Source organism: Vibrio sp. A2-1, assembly GCF_021728355.1.
GTDB lineage: Bacteria > Pseudomonadota > Gammaproteobacteria > Enterobacterales > Vibrionaceae > Vibrio > Vibrio splendidus_K.
The window spans coordinates 58,061-76,217 of sequence record NZ_JAKKCO010000011.1; the positions used below are offsets into that span (position 1 = coordinate 58,061).

At 44.9% G+C, this 18,157-nt stretch carries 17 protein-coding genes and 1 tRNA gene; 10 read left to right on the top strand and 8 right to left on the bottom strand.

Annotation, left to right across the window (positions count from 1 at the left end; translation table 11 throughout):
- Positions 1-7 precede the first annotated feature (7 nt).
- On the top strand, positions 8-1,324 hold the full coding sequence (locus tag L3V33_RS21365) for a multifunctional CCA addition/repair protein (protein WP_237291160.1): 1,317 nt from the start codon (positions 8-10) through the stop codon (positions 1,322-1,324).
- 99 nt (positions 1,325-1,423) lie between these two features.
- Here the strand turns inward: L3V33_RS21365 and L3V33_RS21370 are convergent, their stop codons facing one another.
- From L3V33_RS21370 to folB, 3 genes are read right to left on the bottom strand one after another with little or no spacing between them, the layout of a single operon-like run.
- Positions 1,424-2,227 (bottom strand): undecaprenyl-diphosphate phosphatase, encoded by an 804-nt coding sequence (locus tag L3V33_RS21370; RefSeq protein WP_237291161.1) that lies wholly within the window; start codon positions 2,225-2,227, stop codon positions 1,424-1,426.
- Between the two features lie 15 nt (positions 2,228-2,242).
- Positions 2,243-2,725, bottom strand: coding sequence for a 2-amino-4-hydroxy-6-hydroxymethyldihydropteridine diphosphokinase (gene folK / locus L3V33_RS21375; protein WP_108150470.1), 483 nt, complete (start codon positions 2,723-2,725; stop codon positions 2,243-2,245).
- Positions 2,722-3,081: a dihydroneopterin aldolase gene (gene folB / locus L3V33_RS21380; RefSeq protein ID WP_004735969.1), complete on the bottom strand. Its 360-nt coding sequence runs from the start codon at positions 3,079-3,081 to the stop codon at positions 2,722-2,724. The genes folK and folB overlap by 4 nt, the downstream gene beginning before the upstream one ends.
- A gap of 138 nt (positions 3,082-3,219) precedes the next feature.
- Here folB and plsY point away from each other — a divergent pair, with 138 nt between their 5' ends.
- Entirely contained in the window at positions 3,220-3,816 is a 597-nt protein-coding gene (gene plsY / locus L3V33_RS21385; protein ID WP_004735970.1) for a glycerol-3-phosphate 1-O-acyltransferase PlsY, read from the top strand.
- A gap of 92 nt (positions 3,817-3,908) precedes the next feature.
- Here plsY and L3V33_RS21390 read toward each other — a convergent pair whose 3' ends face one another.
- Together L3V33_RS21390 and tsaD are read right to left on the bottom strand one after the other, a co-directional pair.
- Positions 3,909-4,724 (bottom strand): alpha/beta hydrolase, encoded by an 816-nt coding sequence (locus L3V33_RS21390; RefSeq protein WP_171308571.1) that lies wholly within the window; start codon positions 4,722-4,724, stop codon positions 3,909-3,911.
- Between the two features lie 179 nt (positions 4,725-4,903).
- On the bottom strand, positions 4,904-5,920 hold the full coding sequence (tsaD, locus tag L3V33_RS21395) for a tRNA (adenosine(37)-N6)-threonylcarbamoyltransferase complex transferase subunit TsaD (protein WP_010434613.1): 1,017 nt from the start codon (positions 5,918-5,920) through the stop codon (positions 4,904-4,906).
- A 258-nt stretch (positions 5,921-6,178) separates the two neighbouring features.
- Between tsaD and rpsU the strand changes: the two genes are divergently transcribed.
- The 6 genes from rpsU to L3V33_RS21425 all read left to right on the top strand — a co-directional run bounded on the left by rpsU (position 6,179) and on the right by L3V33_RS21425 (position 12,368).
- Positions 6,179-6,394 (top strand): 30S ribosomal protein S21, encoded by a 216-nt coding sequence (gene rpsU, locus L3V33_RS21400; RefSeq protein ID WP_004396009.1) that lies wholly within the window; start codon positions 6,179-6,181, stop codon positions 6,392-6,394.
- Between the two features lie 25 nt (positions 6,395-6,419).
- Positions 6,420-6,863: a GatB/YqeY domain-containing protein gene (locus tag L3V33_RS21405; protein ID WP_009847797.1), complete on the top strand. Its 444-nt coding sequence runs from the start codon at positions 6,420-6,422 to the stop codon at positions 6,861-6,863.
- A 119-nt stretch (positions 6,864-6,982) separates the two neighbouring features.
- Complete coding sequence (dnaG, locus tag L3V33_RS21410; protein WP_017080230.1) at positions 6,983-8,734, top strand: DNA primase; 1,752 nt, start codon at positions 6,983-6,985, stop codon at positions 8,732-8,734.
- Positions 8,735-8,833: 99 nt separating this feature from the next.
- Entirely contained in the window at positions 8,834-10,678 is a 1,845-nt protein-coding gene (gene rpoD, locus L3V33_RS21415; RefSeq protein ID WP_237291162.1) for an RNA polymerase sigma factor RpoD, read from the top strand.
- A gap of 163 nt (positions 10,679-10,841) precedes the next feature.
- Positions 10,842-10,917: transfer RNA gene (locus tag L3V33_RS21420), tRNA-Ile, on the top strand.
- A 182-nt stretch (positions 10,918-11,099) separates the two neighbouring features.
- Complete coding sequence (locus L3V33_RS21425; protein ID WP_017080208.1) at positions 11,100-12,368, top strand: aminotransferase class V-fold PLP-dependent enzyme; 1,269 nt, start codon at positions 11,100-11,102, stop codon at positions 12,366-12,368.
- A gap of 104 nt (positions 12,369-12,472) precedes the next feature.
- Here L3V33_RS21425 and glmS read toward each other — a convergent pair whose 3' ends face one another.
- Together glmS and L3V33_RS21435 are read right to left on the bottom strand one after the other, a co-directional pair.
- Positions 12,473-14,305, bottom strand: coding sequence for a glutamine--fructose-6-phosphate transaminase (isomerizing) (gene glmS / locus L3V33_RS21430; RefSeq protein ID WP_004736010.1), 1,833 nt, complete (start codon positions 14,303-14,305; stop codon positions 12,473-12,475).
- Between the two features lie 107 nt (positions 14,306-14,412).
- Positions 14,413-15,183: a DeoR family transcriptional regulator gene (locus L3V33_RS21435; RefSeq protein ID WP_004736011.1), complete on the bottom strand. Its 771-nt coding sequence runs from the start codon at positions 15,181-15,183 to the stop codon at positions 14,413-14,415.
- A 429-nt stretch (positions 15,184-15,612) separates the two neighbouring features.
- Between L3V33_RS21435 and pykF the strand changes: the two genes are divergently transcribed.
- Entirely contained in the window at positions 15,613-17,025 is a 1,413-nt protein-coding gene (gene pykF, locus L3V33_RS21440; protein WP_054547842.1) for a pyruvate kinase PykF, read from the top strand.
- 174 nt (positions 17,026-17,199) lie between these two features.
- Entirely contained in the window at positions 17,200-17,871 is a 672-nt protein-coding gene (locus tag L3V33_RS21445; RefSeq protein ID WP_017080206.1) for an FCD domain-containing protein, read from the top strand.
- Between the two features lie 74 nt (positions 17,872-17,945).
- Here the strand turns inward: L3V33_RS21445 and L3V33_RS23200 are convergent, their stop codons facing one another.
- Positions 17,946-18,077 carry a hypothetical protein gene (locus L3V33_RS23200; RefSeq protein WP_004735873.1) on the bottom strand — a complete coding sequence of 44 codons (132 nt, stop codon included), beginning with the start codon at positions 18,075-18,077 and terminating at the stop codon, positions 17,946-17,948.
- Between the last annotated feature and the right edge of the window lie 80 nt (positions 18,078-18,157).

Sequence of the window (18,157 nt, forward strand, 5' to 3'; positions counted from 1 at the left end):
AGTACCATTGCTTGCAGTAAAGTCCAGCAGTGATAAAACATTTCGAGGTGATAAGTTGCAAATATTCGATAGCCTACCAAAAGAGAATGGGGTACAACGCTATCTTGTCGGTGGAGCGGTACGCGATAAACTGCTCAATATTGATAGCTATGATAGAGATTGGGTCGTGGTAGGAAGTACCCCTCAAGAAATGGAAAGCCTTGGATTTACTGCTGTCGGGAAAGATTTCCCTGTATTCTTACACCCAAAAACCAAAGAAGAGCACGCACTGGCTCGTACCGAGAGAAAATCAGGTTCTGGCTATACGGGTTTCGAATGTTACTTTGCACCAGATGTGAGTTTGGAAGAAGATCTCATGCGTCGAGATTTGACCATCAACGCCATTGCTCAAGACGATAAAGGCCAGCTTTACGATCCTTACCATGGCCAGAAAGATCTCTCTGATCGTGTTCTAAGACACGTCTCGGATGCTTTTGTTGAAGATCCTCTGCGTGTGCTGCGTGTGGCTCGCTTCGCCGCCAAACTCCATCATCTCAACTTTACGGTTGCACCAGAAACCATGGTGATGATGAGCGAGATCGTCCAATCCGGTGAACTGGCACATCTTACGGCAGAGCGAGTTTGGCAAGAGTGGCATAAATCCCTTAGCACTCCGCATCCTGAAGTGTTCCTTTCTGTACTGAAAGAGTGTGGTGCATTGGCTGTTGTGTTGCCTGAAATTGACGCGCTGTTTGGTGTGCCTCAACCTGAAAAATGGCACCCTGAGATCGACACGGGCATCCACACTCTGATGGTTGCTCAACAAGCTGCTCGATTAAGCTCATCATTACCCGTGCGTTTTGCCGCTCAAGTACATGATTTAGGTAAAGGCGTCACGCCAGAAAGTGAGTGGCCAAGCCACAAAATGCATTGCCATACAGGCTTAAAAATCATTAAGAAGCTGTGTGAAAGAGTCAGAGTGCCCAATGAATTCAGAGATCTCGCACTGTTAGTTTGCGAGCAACACTCTAATATCCATCGCGCAGGCGAGCTCAAGCCAACCACCTTTCTCAAGGTTCTGAACAAGTTTGATGTTTGGCGTAAACCAGACAGGCTCAACGACATACTGCTTTGCTGCCAAGCCGATCATGCTGGTCGTAAAGGGTTAGAAGATCAGCCTTACCCTCAGAAAGCGCGTTTTGAAGTCGCTTACCAAGCAGCGCTTCAAGTCGAAGTCAAAGTGATCATTGCCGATGGTTTTCAAGGTAAAGATATTCGAGAAGAACAAGAGAAACGTAGATCCATCGCAATTGAAAATGCCCTATCAGAAATCGCTGATAATTAATCGCCATAGCGCTGCTTACCATGCATTAAAAAACCCGCGACTAAGCGGGTTTTTCGTTTCAATCTGTAGAGCGGAACATTTGTCTACGTAAGTCGAATGCTACTGCATCATCAAGAAAGCAAATAGACCAAAACCTAGAATCAGGCGGTAGATAACAAACGGTGTCATACCCATACGTGAGATAAGCTTCAAGAAGAAGTGAATACAGATATAAGCACTGATGAAAGAAACCACGATACCCGTTAGCAAGGTGCCAACATGGATAGGGTCACCACTAGTCACTAACTTCAGACCTAAGTAACCACCCGCCAGAGTGATGATTGGGATAGACATTAGGAAAGAGAATCGAGCCGCGGCTTCACGTGTGAAACCAAGGTAAAGTGCTGCGGTAATCGTTGCGCCAGAGCGAGACGTACCTGGGATGATCGCCATTGCTTGAGCAAGACCAATAAACAGCGCCTTTTTCCAACCCGCTTGGTATTCGTCATCACGCAGGCTTGAGTTCTTATCCACCCACCATAGCAACAGACCAAAAATAATCGTTGTCGTCGCAATCACCCACGCACTGCGCAAATAAAGCTCAACAATATCTTTCATCAACAAACCAAAGATACACGCGGGAATCGTCGCGAGAATGATCATCCACGCGAGCTTCGCTTCTTTACTACGATCACCTTTAAACACGGAACCAAAGAATGCGCTCAAAAGAGAGGCCACTTCTTTGCGGAAATAGATAACTACTGCGGCCAAAGTACCAACGTGGACAGCCACATCAAAAGCCAAACCTTGATCTTCCCAACCTAAAACAGCCGAAGGAAGGATTAAGTGTGCAGAACTGGAAATAGGTAAAAACTCAGTAAAGCCTTGCACCAACGCCAACATAAACGCTTCAAAATAACTCATTACTTACCTTAAAAATTATAGTGTTATATCTACGACAGAGAGCGAATCTAATTGCTGCATCTTCTGCCATATTTCACTGACGGTTCTTCCATCTTGCGGGATCACTCTCGCAGGACAGAGATCATAAAGTGGTTGTGTTACAAAAGGATATTTATAGATATCACTGCGTGGTAATTCTGGTTCCCTTTCAGAAACCACGTCTCCAAACAGCACAATATCAAGATCGAGCTTTCGGTCTTGAAGTTTATGCGCATCTTGAGAGCGACCCCATTTAAACTCAATTTTACGAAGTTGCTGTGAAAATTCAGTCAATGAGAGTGATGTGTCGAGCTCTATCACAAAGTTATAAAACGAATGGCTTTCAAACCCTACAGGCTCACAATGATAGATCTTAGAGCATTTAAGGTTAGTCCCTAACGATTGAAGCTCTGTCCATGCCACCCTTGCATGCTTGTCGCGGTCTATGTTCGTGCCAACACCAACATAGGCTATTGTCATGCTTGACCTCGTTCGATGATCACACCGACTGCTTTTGCTTGTGGCACTGCGCCAGGCTTCGCTAAACGGATTTTAATCCAAGGCACTGAGAACTGAGTCATGATTAATTCAGCGACTTCTTCTGCCACACGCTCAACCAATAGGAATCGGCCATTCGCAATGTGGTCAAGTACGGCAGTGCTGACTGTCGAGTAATCCAAAGCATCGACAACATCATCACTCTTACCTGCCGGGCGGTTGTCATGAGCCATTTCAATATCAAGCACAAGTTTTTGTTTGATCTCTTGTTCCCAATCGTAAACACCGATCGTTGTAATTACTTCTAGCTGTTCAATGAAAACTTTATCCAGTGCCATGACTTGTCCTTTTAGAGGTCGGATACCCATATGGGGGAAAAAAACGTATTATTCGTGTAATTCCAGATATGATATCAATTACTCTTGGATTGAGCATTATTTTCCCATCGTTAGACTTATAACCGTTTAAGGAAAAACATGACCCCTTTGGCACTTATCATGATCATTGCAGCCTATTTGCTAGGTTCAATTTCGAGTGCGGTCTTGATATGCCGAGTCTTAAGACTTCCTGATCCAAGAACGGTAGGCTCCAACAATCCAGGGGCCACCAATGTATTGCGTGTTGGCGGCAAAGGCGCCGCTGCAGCCGTGCTACTTTGTGACATGCTTAAAGGCACCATTCCAGTCTGGCTTGGCTACTACCTCAATATCGACTCGATCATTTTAGGCGTCGTGGCGATTGCTGCATGCCTTGGTCATATGTACCCTATATTCTTCCACTTTAAAGGTGGTAAAGGCGTCGCAACAGCACTCGGAGCCATCGCCCCAATTGGATTCGATCTAACGGGCATGATCATGGCGACTTGGTTGGTTGTGGCATTTTTGTTTCGTTATTCTTCTTTAGCGGCACTGGTTACTGTGTTGCTCGCACCTTTCTACGCTTGGTTAGTCAAACCTCAATACACACTGCCTGTGGCCATGTTGTGTTGTTTGATCGTCCTACGTCACCATCAGAATATTCGTCGCCTACTCGATGGCAGTGAACCCAAACTCGGGCAAAAAAAATCGGCTTAAACTGTCATGTCTAAGCCGAATCATTTTTAAACTGGGATAAATTTAAACCGACACAAGTCTCTGTCGATCAAGACTATTCAGCCTTTAAGAGCTTACAGCAGATGTTTATCTAAAAACGTCTTCAGCATTGTGTTCACAAACTCGGGTTGCTCTAGCGAGCTAATATGACCAGCACCAGGAATCACCACTAACTCACTGCCCGTAATGCAATCGTGCATTAGGTATGACTCAAGTGCCGGACGTGGCTTATCTTCTTGTCCAACGGCAATCAAAACAGGCAGAGCAAAGTTCTCTACCGCTTCAATCATATCGCGACGCCCAAACACCATTCGACCGATTCGTGCGACTTCTGCTGCTTTCTCACCCTCAAGTGATAATAGCTGCTGAGTAAAACCTTCCACTAAAGCTGGTGAGTTAGTTTGAGCATCATTGGCGAAGAACAGTGGAACAACCGCTTCTACAATCGGCTGAGGAACCATTTTGGTTTGAGTAATGGTGTCTAACATGCTGAAGTATTTAGCATGAGCAACTTCTGGCTCTAAACCAACAAAGGTATCCATAAGTACCAGAGACTTGATTCGTGCGGGAGCTAACTCCGCCAACTCTGTTCCCCACATACCGCCAACCGATAAGCCAACCACAGAGAATTCTTCGATCTCTAAATGATCAAGCAGAGCCAAAACGTGCTGAGCGTAATCTTTCAAGTTACGCATCGAAACTGGTGCAGCTTGTGACTCACCATGAGACCAAAGCTCTGGAACAATACAGCGATACTGAGTTTTTAATGCATCGATCTGCGGCTTCCACATTGCACTATCCCAAAGGTAGCTGTGACCTAACACAACAACAGGGCCTTGACCTTCATCCAGGTACGCCATCGACTGATTGTCTACTGTAAACTTGTTCATTGTTCTTCCCTAATCTCTATTAGCAATTATTTATCGACATATAGTCGGTAAGCTAGGATATAAAAACGGCCGCACAAGGCGACCGTTTATCGAAACACACTGGTTTATTCTGCGCTTAGCTTTTGTTGATCGATTGTTTCTTGTTGATCGACGGTTTCTCGTTGAACGATTGCTACTGGTTAAGCAATTGGCTCTAGTTGGTCAATTGGCCAACGCGGCGTGGCATGAACAGACAAATCAGCCGTTTCACCATTTTTAAGGCGTTGCATACCCGCGTAAGCAATCATCGCACCATTATCAGTACAGAACTCAGTGCGTGGGTAGTAAACCTCACCACCGATTTTCTTCGCCAGCGCTTCAAGCTCAATACGTAGCTGTTTGTTGGCACTAACACCGCCAGCAATCACGATACGTTTCATGCCCGTTTCCGCCAAGGCACGCTTACACTTGATTACCAAGGTCGCACAAACGGCTTCTTGGAACGCGTAAGCAATATCAGCACGAGTTTGGTCATCATTGTCATTAGCGCGAATGGTATTTGCCGCGAACGTTTTCAAACCAGAAAAGCTCATATCTAGCCCTGGGCGATCGGTCATTGGACGTGGGAACTTAAAACGCCCCGGAGTCCCTTTTTCTGCAAGTCGAGATAACAACGGGCCACCCGGGTAATCTAAGCCCATCAGCTTCGCGGTTTTATCAAACGCTTCACCCGCCGCATCATCAATCGATTCACCAAGGATTCGGTATTCACCAATGCCTTTTACTTCGACCATCATGGTATGACCGCCAGAAACCAGCAGAGCAACAAATGGGAATGGTGGAGGATTGTCTTCTAGCATTGGCGCAAGAAGGTGACCTTCCATATGGTGCACTGGCACAGCAGGCACGCCCCACGCATAAGCAATACTGCGACCAATCGTTGCACCCACAAGCAATGCACCAACCAAACCGGGACCTGCTGTGTAAGCCACGCCATCAATGTCTTTCGACGTTAGGTTCGCTTCTGCCAATGCCGCTTTAATCAGTGGAATGGTTTTTTTTACGTGGTCACGCGACGCTAGCTCAGGTACCACACCACCGTAATCGGCGTGCAGTTTTACTTGGCTGTATAACTGATGAGAAAGCAGCCCTTGCTCATCATCATAAATTGCGATTCCTGTTTCATCACAAGAGGTTTCAATACCAATAATGCGCATAATTTTCTCGGCACGCTTTCGTCTAAAATGGGAAATTAGCGCAATATTACCCTGCCTAAGCTCTTCAAACAAATATTGTACAGACTATAATCGACAAAGTGCTTTACAAAGCCACTGTGATCGGATTAAAATTCCGCACCATTTTTGATCAAGCTGGTTAATGGCCAAACGCGAATAGAGAGTTAGCTCGATGGGTAACTTCTCTGATTTGGTACTGAGTAACCAGCGATAATGAATAACCCCTGAGGTGAAAGGCATATGCCAATAGTTAAAGTACGTGAAAACGAACCGTTCGACGTTGCACTACGTCGTTTCAAGCGCTCTTGTGAAAAAGCAGGTATCCTTTCTGAAGTGCGTCGTCGTGAGCATTACGAAAAGCCAACTACAGTTCGCAAACGCGCTAAAGCAGCAGCTCAAAAGCGTCACGCTAAAAAGCTAGCTCGCGAAAACGCACGTCGCGTTCGTCTGTACTAATAACTTAATCCATAAGGACTGAGTTATGGCTCTTATTGAACAACTCAAAGAAGAGCAAAAATTAGCGATGAAAGCCAAGGACAAACCGCGCCTTGGCACTATCCGCTTAGCTCTTTCAGCAATTAAGCAACGTGAAGTTGACGAACGGATCACTCTGAACGACGACGACATTATTGCTATATTAGTTAAAATGGTTAAGCAACGTCGCGATTCTGTTGCTCAATATGAATCGGCAAATCGTCAAGATCTTGCTGACGTGGAAAAAGCAGAAATTACGGTACTTGAAGGCTTTATGCCTCAACCGCTAACTGAAGAAGAAGTTATTGCACTACTTGATAGCGCAATCGCGGAAGCTCAACCTGCGGGCATGCAAGACATGGGTAAAGTAATGGCTATCTTAAAACCACAAATTCAAGGGCGTGCAGATATGGGTAAAGTTAGTGGTTTAGTTCGTTCTAAACTCGCTTAATCCCAAATCAAATTGCAACAAGCCGTGCAATCCTTCGGAACGCACGGCTTGTTTGTATCTGTAACCTATTCAAACTATTATTATCCACACTCTCAGTTAGTGCATTTTTCTAAGGTTTTATGGCAGGACACATCCCGCGTAGTTTCATCGATGATCTCCTAGCGCGTCTCGACATTGTCGATATTGTGGACGCACGCGTGAAACTTAAGAAAAAAGGCAAAAACTATGGTGCTTGTTGCCCATTTCACAACGAAAAGACCCCTTCTTTCAGCGTAAGCCAAGAAAAACAGTTTTATCACTGCTTTGGTTGTGGCGTACATGGCAATGCTATCGACTTCATTATGGAGTTCGAACGTCTCGATTTTGTTGAAGCGATTGAAGAGCTGGCCTCATTTTTAGGGCTTGATGTTCCTAGGGAACAGCGCAGCGGTGAAATATCCACGGCGCCAAGAGCCAACAGCGAACAAAAACGTAACCTCTACGATTTGATGGGCGGCATCAGTAATTTTTACCGCTCTCAGCTAAAAATCTCAGCGAACAAGCCTGCGATTGATTACCTAAAAAATCGCGGCCTTTCTGGTGAAATCGTACAGAAGTTTGGGATTGGCTACGTCGCTGATGAATGGGACTTGGTTCGTAAGAACTTTGGCCAACAAAAAGAAGCTCAAGACATGCTCGTTACTGGCGGCATGTTGATAGAAAACGATAAAGGCAACCGATACGATCGATTCCGTGGACGCGTGATGTTCCCGATTCGTGACCGTCGAGGCCGAGTAATCGGGTTTGGTGGTCGTGTTTTAGAAGACGGCACACCAAAGTATCTAAACTCGCCAGAAACGCCGATCTTCCATAAAGGTAAAGAGCTTTACGGCCTTTATGAAGTGTTACAAGCATACCGTGAACCGCCTCAAGTACTTGTGGTTGAAGGTTATATGGATGTTGTCGCACTAGCGCAATACGGTGTCGATTACTCAGTGGCATCACTGGGTACCTCAACAACCGGTGACCACGTTCAGATGTTGTTCCGCCAGACCAATACTGTGGTTTGTTGTTACGATGGTGATAGAGCAGGTAAAGAGGCCGCGTGGCGCGCACTAGAAAATGCGCTTGAATACCTGAAAACAGGTAACACACTCAAGTTTCTGTTCTTGCCAGACGGTGAAGACCCAGACAGCTATATTAGAGAACACGGTCAGGCTGCTTTCGAACAGCTCGTCCACAATGCGACGCCGCTTTCGACCTATTTGTTCGATAACCTGATTGAAATACACAAGCTGAATTTAGGAACAACAGAAGGAAAATCGGCACTGCGTGCACATGCCAGCGCCTTGATTAGTAAAATTCCTGACAGTTACTTCCAAGAACTGCTCGAAAAATTGCTCGATGAGCGAACTGGATTTGATAATCAATTGAGGCGTGCTCGCGTTCACACAAAGAACCCGACACCTCAACCGCATAAAGAGCTCAAGCGCACTCCAATGCGTGAAGTTATCGCTTTGCTTATCCAAAATCCGAGCTATGCTGATATGGTACCGGATTTATCAAGTGTCAAAGGCTTACAGCTGCCTGGACTAAGTTTATTCGTCGAAGTACTTGATATCTGCCGAGTGAACCCCCATATCAGCACAGGCCAATTATTAGAACATTGGCGAGAGAACAAACATGAGGCACTTCTGTCTCGTCTCGCGAGCTGGGAAATCCCCCTCGACGAAGACAATCAAGAAGACATATTTTTAGACTCATTGGACAATATCCTTGCCCAGTGCGTTGAAAAACAAATTGAAAACCTGCAGGCCAAAGCAAGAAGTGTCGGTTTATCAGCCGAAGAAAAAAGGGAGCTACTAGCTTTAATGCTAGATCTAAAAGCGTAACCCTGTTTGATTAGTCAGCATTTAATAAATTTGTTAACATAATTGGTTTGCATTTGAGAATGCAACGTCCTTCACCAGACCTGAAGTTGGATATCATCTATGGATCAAAATCCGCAGTCACAGCTAAAATTACTTGTTATTAAAGGCAAGGAACAAGGCTATCTGACCTACGCCGAAGTAAACGACCACCTACCTGCAGAAATCGTGGATTCTGAACAGGTAGAAGACATCATTCAAATGATCAATGACATGGGTATCAAGGTAGTAGAAACTGCACCTGACGCTGATGATCTAGCTCTTAATGATGACGATGCCAATATAGATGAAGATGCAGCTGAAGCTGCTGCTGCTGCGCTTTCAAGCGTAGAAAGCGAGATTGGCCGTACAACTGACCCAGTTCGTATGTACATGCGTGAAATGGGTACAGTTGAACTACTGACTCGTGAAGGCGAAATCGACATTGCGAAGCGTATTGAAGATGGTATCAATACCGTTCAATTATCTGTTGCTGAGTACCCAGGCACGATTCCATACATCTTGGAACAGTTTGACCGCGTACTCGCTGAAGAGATTCGCTTAACAGATCTAATCAATGGCTTTGTTGACCCAGACGACGATGGCACAGCTGCGCCAACGGCGACTCACATCGGTTCAGAGCTCGCTAAAACTGATCTAGAAGACGAAGACAAAGAAGAAGCAGAAGACGACGAGGAAGAAGAAGAGGAAGATACAGGTATTGATCCTGAGCTTGCTCTTGAGAAATTCACAGCGCTTCGCACTAGCTACCAAAACCGTCAACTAGCAATCAATGAATACGGCCACGAAAGCCCGAAAGCAACGCTTGCAACAACAATGATGCAAGACGTATTCAAAGAATTCCGTCTGACGCCAAAACAGTTTGATTACCTAGTAAACGAACTGCGTACTTCAATGGATCGCGTACGTACTCAAGAACGCCTAATCATGCGTCAAACGGTTGAGTACGGCAAAATGCCGAAGAAATCTTTCATTGCTCTATTTACTGGCAATGAATCTAGCGAAGTATGGTTGGACGAAGTTCTTGCTTCAGACAAGCCATACGCAGAAAAGATCAAACGTAACGAACACGACATCCGTCGCTCTATCCAAAAGCTGGATATCATCGAACGTGAAACGTCTCTTACTGTTCAAAGCATCAAAGATATCAGCCGTCGTATGTCTATCGGTGAAGCGAAAGCTCGTCGTGCGAAGAAAGAGATGGTTGAAGCGAACTTACGTCTAGTAATCTCGATTGCTAAGAAGTACACAAACCGTGGCCTACAATTCCTGGATCTGATCCAAGAAGGTAACATCGGTCTGATGAAAGCGGTAGATAAGTTTGAATACCGTCGTGGTTACAAATTCTCTACTTACGCTACTTGGTGGATCCGTCAAGCAATCACTCGTTCGATTGCCGACCAAGCTCGTACTATCCGTATTCCTGTTCACATGATCGAAACGATCAACAAACTAAACCGTATCTCTCGTCAAATGCTACAAGAGATGGGTCGTGAACCGCTTCCGGAAGAGTTGGCTGAGCGCATGCAAATGCCTGAAGACAAGATCCGAAAAGTACTGAAAATCGCTAAAGAGCCTATCTCAATGGAGACACCAATCGGTGACGACGAAGATTCGCATCTAGGTGATTTCATCGAGGATACAACGCTAGAACTGCCTTTAGACTCTGCAACGGCAACCAGCCTACGCGGCGCAACTAAAGACGTTCTTGCAGGCCTAACTCCTCGTGAAGCGAAAGTACTGCGTATGCGTTTCGGTATCGACATGAACACTGACCACACTCTTGAAGAGGTTGGTAAGCAGTTCGACGTAACTCGTGAACGTATCCGTCAGATCGAAGCAAAAGCACTGCGTAAACTTCGTCACCCAAGCCGCTCAGAAACTCTGCGTAGCTTCCTAGACGAGTAATTACACGCTTTAGTGTGGTTAGCTTTTAAGCATAAAATAAAAAAGGTGAGCGTTGGCTCACCTTTTTTGTGCCTACGTGATTTAAGTGGCTAAGATGTAAGCGGAATTGCCCCTCATAGTGTCTAGACACCATTGATTGGTTCCCCTATAATCTATGCCCTACGGCCCCTTAGCTCAGTGGTTAGAGCGCACGACTCATAATCGTTCGGTCCCCAGTTCAAATCTGGGAGGGGCCACCAAATTAGAAAAGCCAGAACAGTTCACGCTGCTCTGGCTTTTTGCTTTTCTAGTCCTTTATCTTCTAGCTCAACGCTCTGTCCCATTCGTCCAATTTCTTCTATGTGACTAAACATACTTTTCTTTTATAAAAAAATCGGCAATATGAGAGTACACAAATCATTCAATAGTTCAGGGAAGACTCATGAAAGACGAAACGCTCTCGATTCACTTCGGCTACGACACTGATCCAACAACCAAATCGGTTGCGACTCCTATTTACCAAACCGTTGCTTACGAATTCGATGACGCACAACACGGCGCCGACCTGTTTAACCTTGCGGTACCAGGTAATATCTACACTCGTATAATGAACCCAACCAATGATGTACTAGAAAAGCGCATGGCAGCCTTAGAAGGTGGTATTGCAGGCTTAGTGGTGAGTGCAGGCAGCGCGGCGATCAACTACGCGATTCAAACGTTGGCACAAATCGGTGACAATATCGTTTCAACACCTCAACTTTACGGCGGTACTTACACTCTATTTGCTCATATGCTACCAAACCAAGGGATAGAAGTTCGCTTTGCCAAAGACGACAAACCTGAAAGCTTAGCGGCATTGATCGATGAAAAGACCAAGGCGGTTTATTGTGAAAGTATCGGTAACCCAGCAGGCAATATTATCGACTTAGAACGTGTTGCTGAGCTTGCTCACGCACAAGGCGTACCTGTGATTGTTGATAATACGGTGGCTACACCAGTGCTATGCAAACCTATCGACTTTGGTGCCGATATTGTGGTTCACTCACTCACCAAATACGTTGGTGGTCACGGAACAACGTTGGGGGGTGTTATTGTCGATTCAGGGAAATTCCCATGGGCAGAACACAAAGATCGCTTCCCGGTCTTTAATCAACCAGAACCTTCTTACCACGGTGTGGTGTATACCGAAGCCTTTGGCGAAGCCGCATTTATTGGCCGCGCTCGAACCGTTCCATTACGTAATACAGGCGCAGCACTATCACCCATGAATGCCTTCATGTTGATGCAGGGTCTAGAAACGTTGTCGCTACGTATGGAGCGACACACCGAGAATGCACTGAAAGTAGCAGAATACCTTAAGCAACATGAGAACGTGAGTTGGGTAAGCTACGCGGGGTTACCAACCTCTGAGTTCTACCCATTGGCTGAGAAGTACATGCAAGGTAAGCCGTCTGCCATTTTATCTTTTGGCTTGAAAGATGGTTATGAAGCCGGTGTTCGTTTCTATGATGCGCTGCAAATATTCAAGCGCTTGGTGAACATCGGCGATGCAAAATCTCTCGCTTGTCACCCTGCTTCTACAACACACCGTCAATTAAGCGAAGCGGAACAAAAGCAAGCAGGTGTGTCACCAGAGATGATTCGTCTGTCGGTCGGTATTGAACACATTGACGATATCTTGGCTGACCTAGAGCAAGCACTTAATGCTTAATGCCGTTAAAGCTAGATCTAACGCTGATCGTTAGCTAACAGACACAAAAAAGCCCATCACAGGATGGGCTTCTTATTATCTAATTTTCTTAGACAAGCTAACGATTATTCAACCGTAACCGCTTTCGCTAGGTTACGAGGTTGGTCAACATCGGTACCTTTGATTAGTGCTACGTGGTAAGACAACAGCTGCATCGGTACTGTGTAGTAGATAGGTGCTGTTACTTCACTTACGTGAGGCATCTTGATGATCTTCATGTTCTCATCGCTTTCAAAGCCTGCATCTTCATCTGCGAATACGTAAAGTAGACCGCCACGAGCACGTACTTCTTCAACGTTTGATTTCAGCTTCTCTAATAAGTCGTTGCTTGGTGCAATAACGACTACAGGCATATCTGCATCGATAAGAGCCAAAGGACCGTGCTTAAGCTCACCAGCCGCGTATGCTTCTGCGTGGATGTAAGAGATCTCTTTCAGTTTCAGAGACGCTTCCATCGCGATTGGGTAGAACTCACCACGACCCAAGAACAGTGTGTGATGCTTATCAGCAAAATCAGGTGCTAGCGCTTCGATCTCTTTATCAAACGCTAATGCTTTCTCGATATCAGCAGGCAGTTGATGCAGTGCTTGAACGATCTCTGCTTCTTTCTCTTCATTGATGCGACCTTGTAGACGACCAATTGAAGTTACCATCATCAGCATTGCCGCTAGCTGTGTTGTGAAGGCTTTAGTTGAAGCTACGCCGATCTCTGTTCCTGCGCGAGTCATAAAGGCAAAATCAGATTCACGAACTAGCGAAGAACCTGCAACGTTACAGATAGTCATTGCTGACATGTAACCCTTCTCTTTTGCAAGACGAAGTGCAGCAAGCGTATCAGCCGTTTCACCAGACTGAGACAGAGTCACCAATAGGCTATTCGGACGAACAACGAAATCACGGTAACGGAATTCAGAAGCAATCTCTACGTCACAGCTTACGCCGGCTAGAGATTCAAACCAGTAACGAGCTGCCATGCCTGAGTTGTAAGACGTACCACATGCGATGATCTGCACGTGTTCAACCTTGCTTAGAATCTCTTCCGCTTTAACACCGATTGCATTAGTGATTACAGAAGTGTCAGAGATACGGCCTTCCATTGTGTTGATTAATGCTGTTGGCTGCTCAAAGATTTCTTTCTGCATGAAGTGACGGTATTGGCCTTTGTCACCTGCATCGTGTTCTGCGTTTGATTCAACGATTTCACGCTCAACACGCTCGCCCGCCACATCAAATACTGTTACATCACGACGAGTCACCTCAGCAACATCACCTTCTTCTAAGTACATGAAGCGACGAGTTACGCTTAATAGCGCTAGTTGGTCAGAAGCAAGGAAGTTCTCGCCCACACCAAAACCGATAACGATTGGGCTACCAGAACGAGCAACAACGATACGGCTAGGATCTTTACGATCAACCGCCACTGTGCCGTATGCACCGTCTAATTGTTTCGCTGTCTTTTGAAGCGCTTCAACCAAAGAAGCTGACGTACGAAGTTCCCATTCAACTAAGTGAGCGATAACTTCAGTATCTGTTTGTGAAGTAAACACGTAGCCACGCTCTTGCAGCAGAGCGCGCAGTGTTTCGTGGTTTTCGATAATGCCATTGTGTACAACGGCAATATCGCCCGACATGTGTGGGTGTGCGTTTGCTTCAGAAGGCTCACCGTGTGTCGCCCAACGTGTATGAGCGATACCAGTACCGCCAATGACATGTTGTTGATCGACGGCGTCTGCTAGCTCTTGTACTTTACCAAGGCGGCGTACACGAGTTAGGTTAGATTCGCTATCAACTACAGCGACACCCGCTGAATCGTAGCCTCGGTATTCTAGGCGGCGAAGGCCTTCTACTAAAATTTCGGCTACATCACGCTGTGCTACTGCACCAACAATTCCACACATAGTTTCACTCCATCAATTTCGTTTTATTCCTATTGGCAGCAAGCAAAGGCCAGATCTTTATTAAGATCAATTATAGGAAGGTAAATGCATAATACTTAAATTTGTTTTTACGCTGGATCGGTCAGGATCACTCGAACATCATGTGATTCGATACTTGCTTTGGATTCTTCGCCTAAGTCTGTATCGGTAATTAAGATGTCAATGTGTTCCCATGCCAGCTCTAAGTTCGGGATCTTTCGTCCCACCTTTTCCGACTCAACCATCACGATCACTTCTCGTGACACTTCAGCCATTACTTTACTTAGGCCAACCAATTCATTGAACGTAGTTGTGCCTCTATCAAGGTCGATACCATCAGCCCCGATAAATAGTTGATCAAAATCGTAAGCTCGAAGTACTGATTCTGCGACTTTGCCTTGAAAAGAATCCGAATGGGTATCCCAAGTGCCGCCGGTCATTAGCAGTGTTGGTTCGCTTTCCAACTCATTAAGTGCATTAGCAACATGCAACGAGTTGGTCATTACAACCAAACCACGTTTGCTATTGAGCTGCTGAATTAGCGCTCCTGTCGTGCTACCGCTATCGATCACAATGCGATTATGGTCGCGAATTAGATCTGCAGCGGCTTTCGCTAATGAAATCTTTCGAGTCGAAACTTGTGGACCCAGTTCTTCGTTCACAACCTCTTTCGGTAATGAAATCGCACCACCATAACGGCGCAAAAGCTGACCGTTTTTCTCTAAAGACGCTAAGTCCTTTCTAATCGTGACCTCTGAGGTTTCGAATTTAGCGGATAGTTCATCAACACTAACCTCCCCCTTTTCATTAACGAGGTTAGAAATAGCATGTCTTCTGAGCTGGGTGTTTCGTTTCGACATTTAAAAAAGGCCAGTAAGTTTCGATTTGAAACATATTATAGTTACAACGAAACTATTTAGTCCATTTATTTTGATCCAAAAAATTAATAAATAGCGATAAAACCTTGTCCTAAGACAATTGTTAAGCAGTGATATTGAACTGATTAGGTGGTAGAATCCGCACCCGAAAAGAAAAAAAATTACAAAACTGACTGTTATTTTTTTGCAACTTACCTCTTATATAGTGGGGTAAGTCACATAAAACCGATATTGAATCAAAATCTTTTGGTCATAAAATGACTAAAATTGATGAAAGACTTACAACTCTGAAGGACATATTGGAAGTCCCGCGCTTTTACACAACAGGCACAAAATGTTGATGTAGCGGACCAATCTTCAGACCTTAAATAAATTTCAAATTGTAACAATACTTACCGGAGAGTACCTTCCATGAAAAAGACCAAAATCGTATGTACGATTGGCCCTAAAACTGAATCTGTAGAGAAGCTAACTGAACTAGTAGATGCTGGCATGAACGTTATGCGTCTTAACTTCTCTCACGGTGACTTCGCAGAACACGGCACTCGTATCGCGAACTTCCGTACAGTAATGGAAAAAAAAGGTGAGCAACTTGCTATCCTTCTAGATACTAAAGGTCCAGAAATCCGTACTATCAAACTTGAAGATGGTAACGACGTAGATCTAGTAGCTGGTCAAGAGTTCACTTTCACAACTGACGCAACAGTTGTTGGTAACAAAGACGTAGTAGCAGTAACTTACCTAGGTTTCGCTAAAGACCTAACTGCTGGTAACACTATCCTTGTTGATGACGGCCTAATCGAAATGGAAGTTATCGCAACAACAGAAACTGAAGTTAAGTGTAAAGTTCTTAACAACGGTGCTCTAGGCGAAAACAAAGGTGTTAACCTTCCTGGCGTTTCTGTTCAACTTCCAGCTCTTTCTGAGAAAGACAAAGCTGACCTTAAGTTTGGTTGTGAGCAAGGCGTTGATTTCGTCGCTGCTTCTTTCATCCGTAAAGAAGACGACGTTAAAGAAATCCGTGAGCTTCTAAACGCTAACGGCGGCGAGAACATCCACATCATTTCTAAGATTGAAAACCAAGAAGGTGTAGATAACTTCGATTCAATCCTTGAAGCTTCTGACGGCATCATGGTTGCTCGTGGTGACCTAGGTGTTGAAATCCCAGCTGAAGAAGTAATCTTCGCTCAGAAGATGATGATCGAGAAGTGTAACCGCGCACGTAAGATGGTTATCACTGCAACTCAAATGCTTGACTCTATGATCAGCAACCCACGTCCAACTCGTGCTGAAGCGGGTGACGTTGCGAACGCAATCATGGATGGTACTGATGCAGTAATGCTTTCTGGTGAAACTGCTAAAGGTAAGTACCCAGTTGAAGCTGTAACTATCATGGCTCAAATCGCGAACCGCACTGATTCAGCTCTTAAAGCTGAGCTAGGTTCTCGTCTAGACAGCCCACGTCTACGCATTACTGAAGCAGTATGTAAAGGTGCGGTAGACACAGCAGAGAAGCTAGCGGCTCCTCTAATCGTTGTTGCAACTGAAGGCGGTAAGTCTGCACGTTCAGTACGTAAGTACTTCCCAACTGCAAACATCCTTGCTCTAACAACTAACGAAAAGACAGCTGCACAGCTAGTTCTTACTAAAGGTGTTAAACCAGTTCTTGTTGACTCTATCGAGAACACAGACACGTTCTACATCAACGGTAAAGAAATCGCTCTACAATCTGGCCTAGGTAACAAAGGCGATATCGTAGTAATGGTTTCTGGCGCTCTAGTAGCTTCTGGTACTACAAACACGGCATCTGTTCACGTTCTATAAGAATGAACCGATTCGCATAAAAATATAAAAGAGGGCTTCGGCCCTCTTTTTTTATGAAACAAATCTTGCCTAACTTTTCAGTACGCTGTATTATCAATCACAGTAGAATCACGTACTGTTAACTTCCATGGGCTCTTTCTAAGAGACGGATTAGCAGACTAGAATCAAATATGCATGAGGTTTGTAATGTCTAGTCCTACGCTCACAGACAAAGTATCAAAGATGATTCGCCAAGATATTCTCAATGGTGAGTTAACCCCTGGCCAAAAACTCGTTGTTGCTGATCTAAAAGCACGATACAACGTAGGCGCATCTCCAATTCGTGAAGCCTTAGTGCAGTTATCTTGGAGTAAATACGTAAAGCTAGAGCCACAGAAAGGCTGCTGGGTATCTCCAGTATCAAAGAAAGAACTCAATGACCTATACGAAAGCCTTCGACTGGTCTCTTCCGTTCTGCTTAAAAAAGCGATCTCAGCTGGCGATGAAAGCTGGGAATTAGAAGTGTTGACCTCTTACCACAAACTATCACGCCTTCAGAACGTAGAAGAAGAATTTGATTCTGTTGAATGGGAAGAACGCCACCAACAATTCCATGTCGCGTTGCTTGAAGGTGCTGATTCAGAGAACATGTTTAAGTTCTTTGATGAACTTATTAACCAAGTTAAACGTTACCGCTTCTTAGCAATGTCAGCTGAAACAGCATCTGATGATCTGTTCAATATTGATGAGCACGAAATGATCATGAAGCTAGTACTCTCTAAGAATGCAGAACAAGCAACAGAGTTACTTGATCAACATTTACTCGGTTCAATGAAACGAATTGAAGAAGTTATCGAAGCGGCATAACGCCAAGATAGATTCTAACCAAATAAAAACGGAGCCCAACGGCTCCGTTTTTTGCTTCCAGTATCACGACTGAACTACCACCCAAAAAACTCTTTGTGGTGAGTATTGAGCAGTACAACCATAGGTAAAAAATACAGTGCACTCAGTTGAAAGCCAAGAATGACCAATGTGCCTATGGTTAACCTCACTAAAAAATCGACAAACATACCACGCCTCTTTTAACCAGACAGTATGATCCCCAAACTCTTGCTACAGCTAACCTAATTCTACTGCTATCTCTCAAGCC

Excerpts from the sequence above, each read along its gene's own strand:
- dnaG (WP_017080230.1), top strand. The coding sequence starts at position 6,983 with ATGGCAGGACACATCCCGCGTAGTTTCATCGATGATCTCCTAGCGCGT.
- L3V33_RS21390 (WP_171308571.1), bottom strand. The coding sequence starts at position 4,724 with ATGAACAAGTTTACAGTAGACAATCAGTCGATGGCGTACCTGGATGAA.
- plsY (WP_004735970.1), top strand. The coding sequence starts at position 3,220 with ATGACCCCTTTGGCACTTATCATGATCATTGCAGCCTATTTGCTAGGT.
- rpsU (WP_004396009.1), top strand. The coding sequence starts at position 6,179 with ATGCCAATAGTTAAAGTACGTGAAAACGAACCGTTCGACGTTGCACTA.
- L3V33_RS21370 (WP_237291161.1), bottom strand. The coding sequence starts at position 2,227 with ATGAGTTATTTTGAAGCGTTTATGTTGGCGTTGGTGCAAGGCTTTACT.
- L3V33_RS21435 (WP_004736011.1), bottom strand. The coding sequence starts at position 15,183 with ATGTCGAAACGAAACACCCAGCTCAGAAGACATGCTATTTCTAACCTC.
- folB (WP_004735969.1), bottom strand. The coding sequence starts at position 3,081 with ATGGCACTGGATAAAGTTTTCATTGAACAGCTAGAAGTAATTACAACG.
- folK (WP_108150470.1), bottom strand. The coding sequence starts at position 2,725 with ATGACAATAGCCTATGTTGGTGTTGGCACGAACATAGACCGCGACAAG.
- tsaD (WP_010434613.1), bottom strand. The coding sequence starts at position 5,920 with ATGCGCATTATTGGTATTGAAACCTCTTGTGATGAAACAGGAATCGCA.
- rpoD (WP_237291162.1), top strand. The coding sequence starts at position 8,834 with ATGGATCAAAATCCGCAGTCACAGCTAAAATTACTTGTTATTAAAGGC.
- L3V33_RS21405 (WP_009847797.1), top strand. The coding sequence starts at position 6,420 with ATGGCTCTTATTGAACAACTCAAAGAAGAGCAAAAATTAGCGATGAAA.
- L3V33_RS21445 (WP_017080206.1), top strand. The coding sequence starts at position 17,200 with ATGAGGTTTGTAATGTCTAGTCCTACGCTCACAGACAAAGTATCAAAG.
- pykF (WP_054547842.1), top strand. The coding sequence starts at position 15,613 with ATGAAAAAGACCAAAATCGTATGTACGATTGGCCCTAAAACTGAATCT.
- L3V33_RS23200 (WP_004735873.1), bottom strand. The coding sequence starts at position 18,077 with ATGTTTGTCGATTTTTTAGTGAGGTTAACCATAGGCACATTGGTCATT.
- L3V33_RS21425 (WP_017080208.1), top strand. The coding sequence starts at position 11,100 with ATGAAAGACGAAACGCTCTCGATTCACTTCGGCTACGACACTGATCCA.
- glmS (WP_004736010.1), bottom strand. The coding sequence starts at position 14,305 with ATGTGTGGAATTGTTGGTGCAGTAGCACAGCGTGATGTAGCCGAAATT.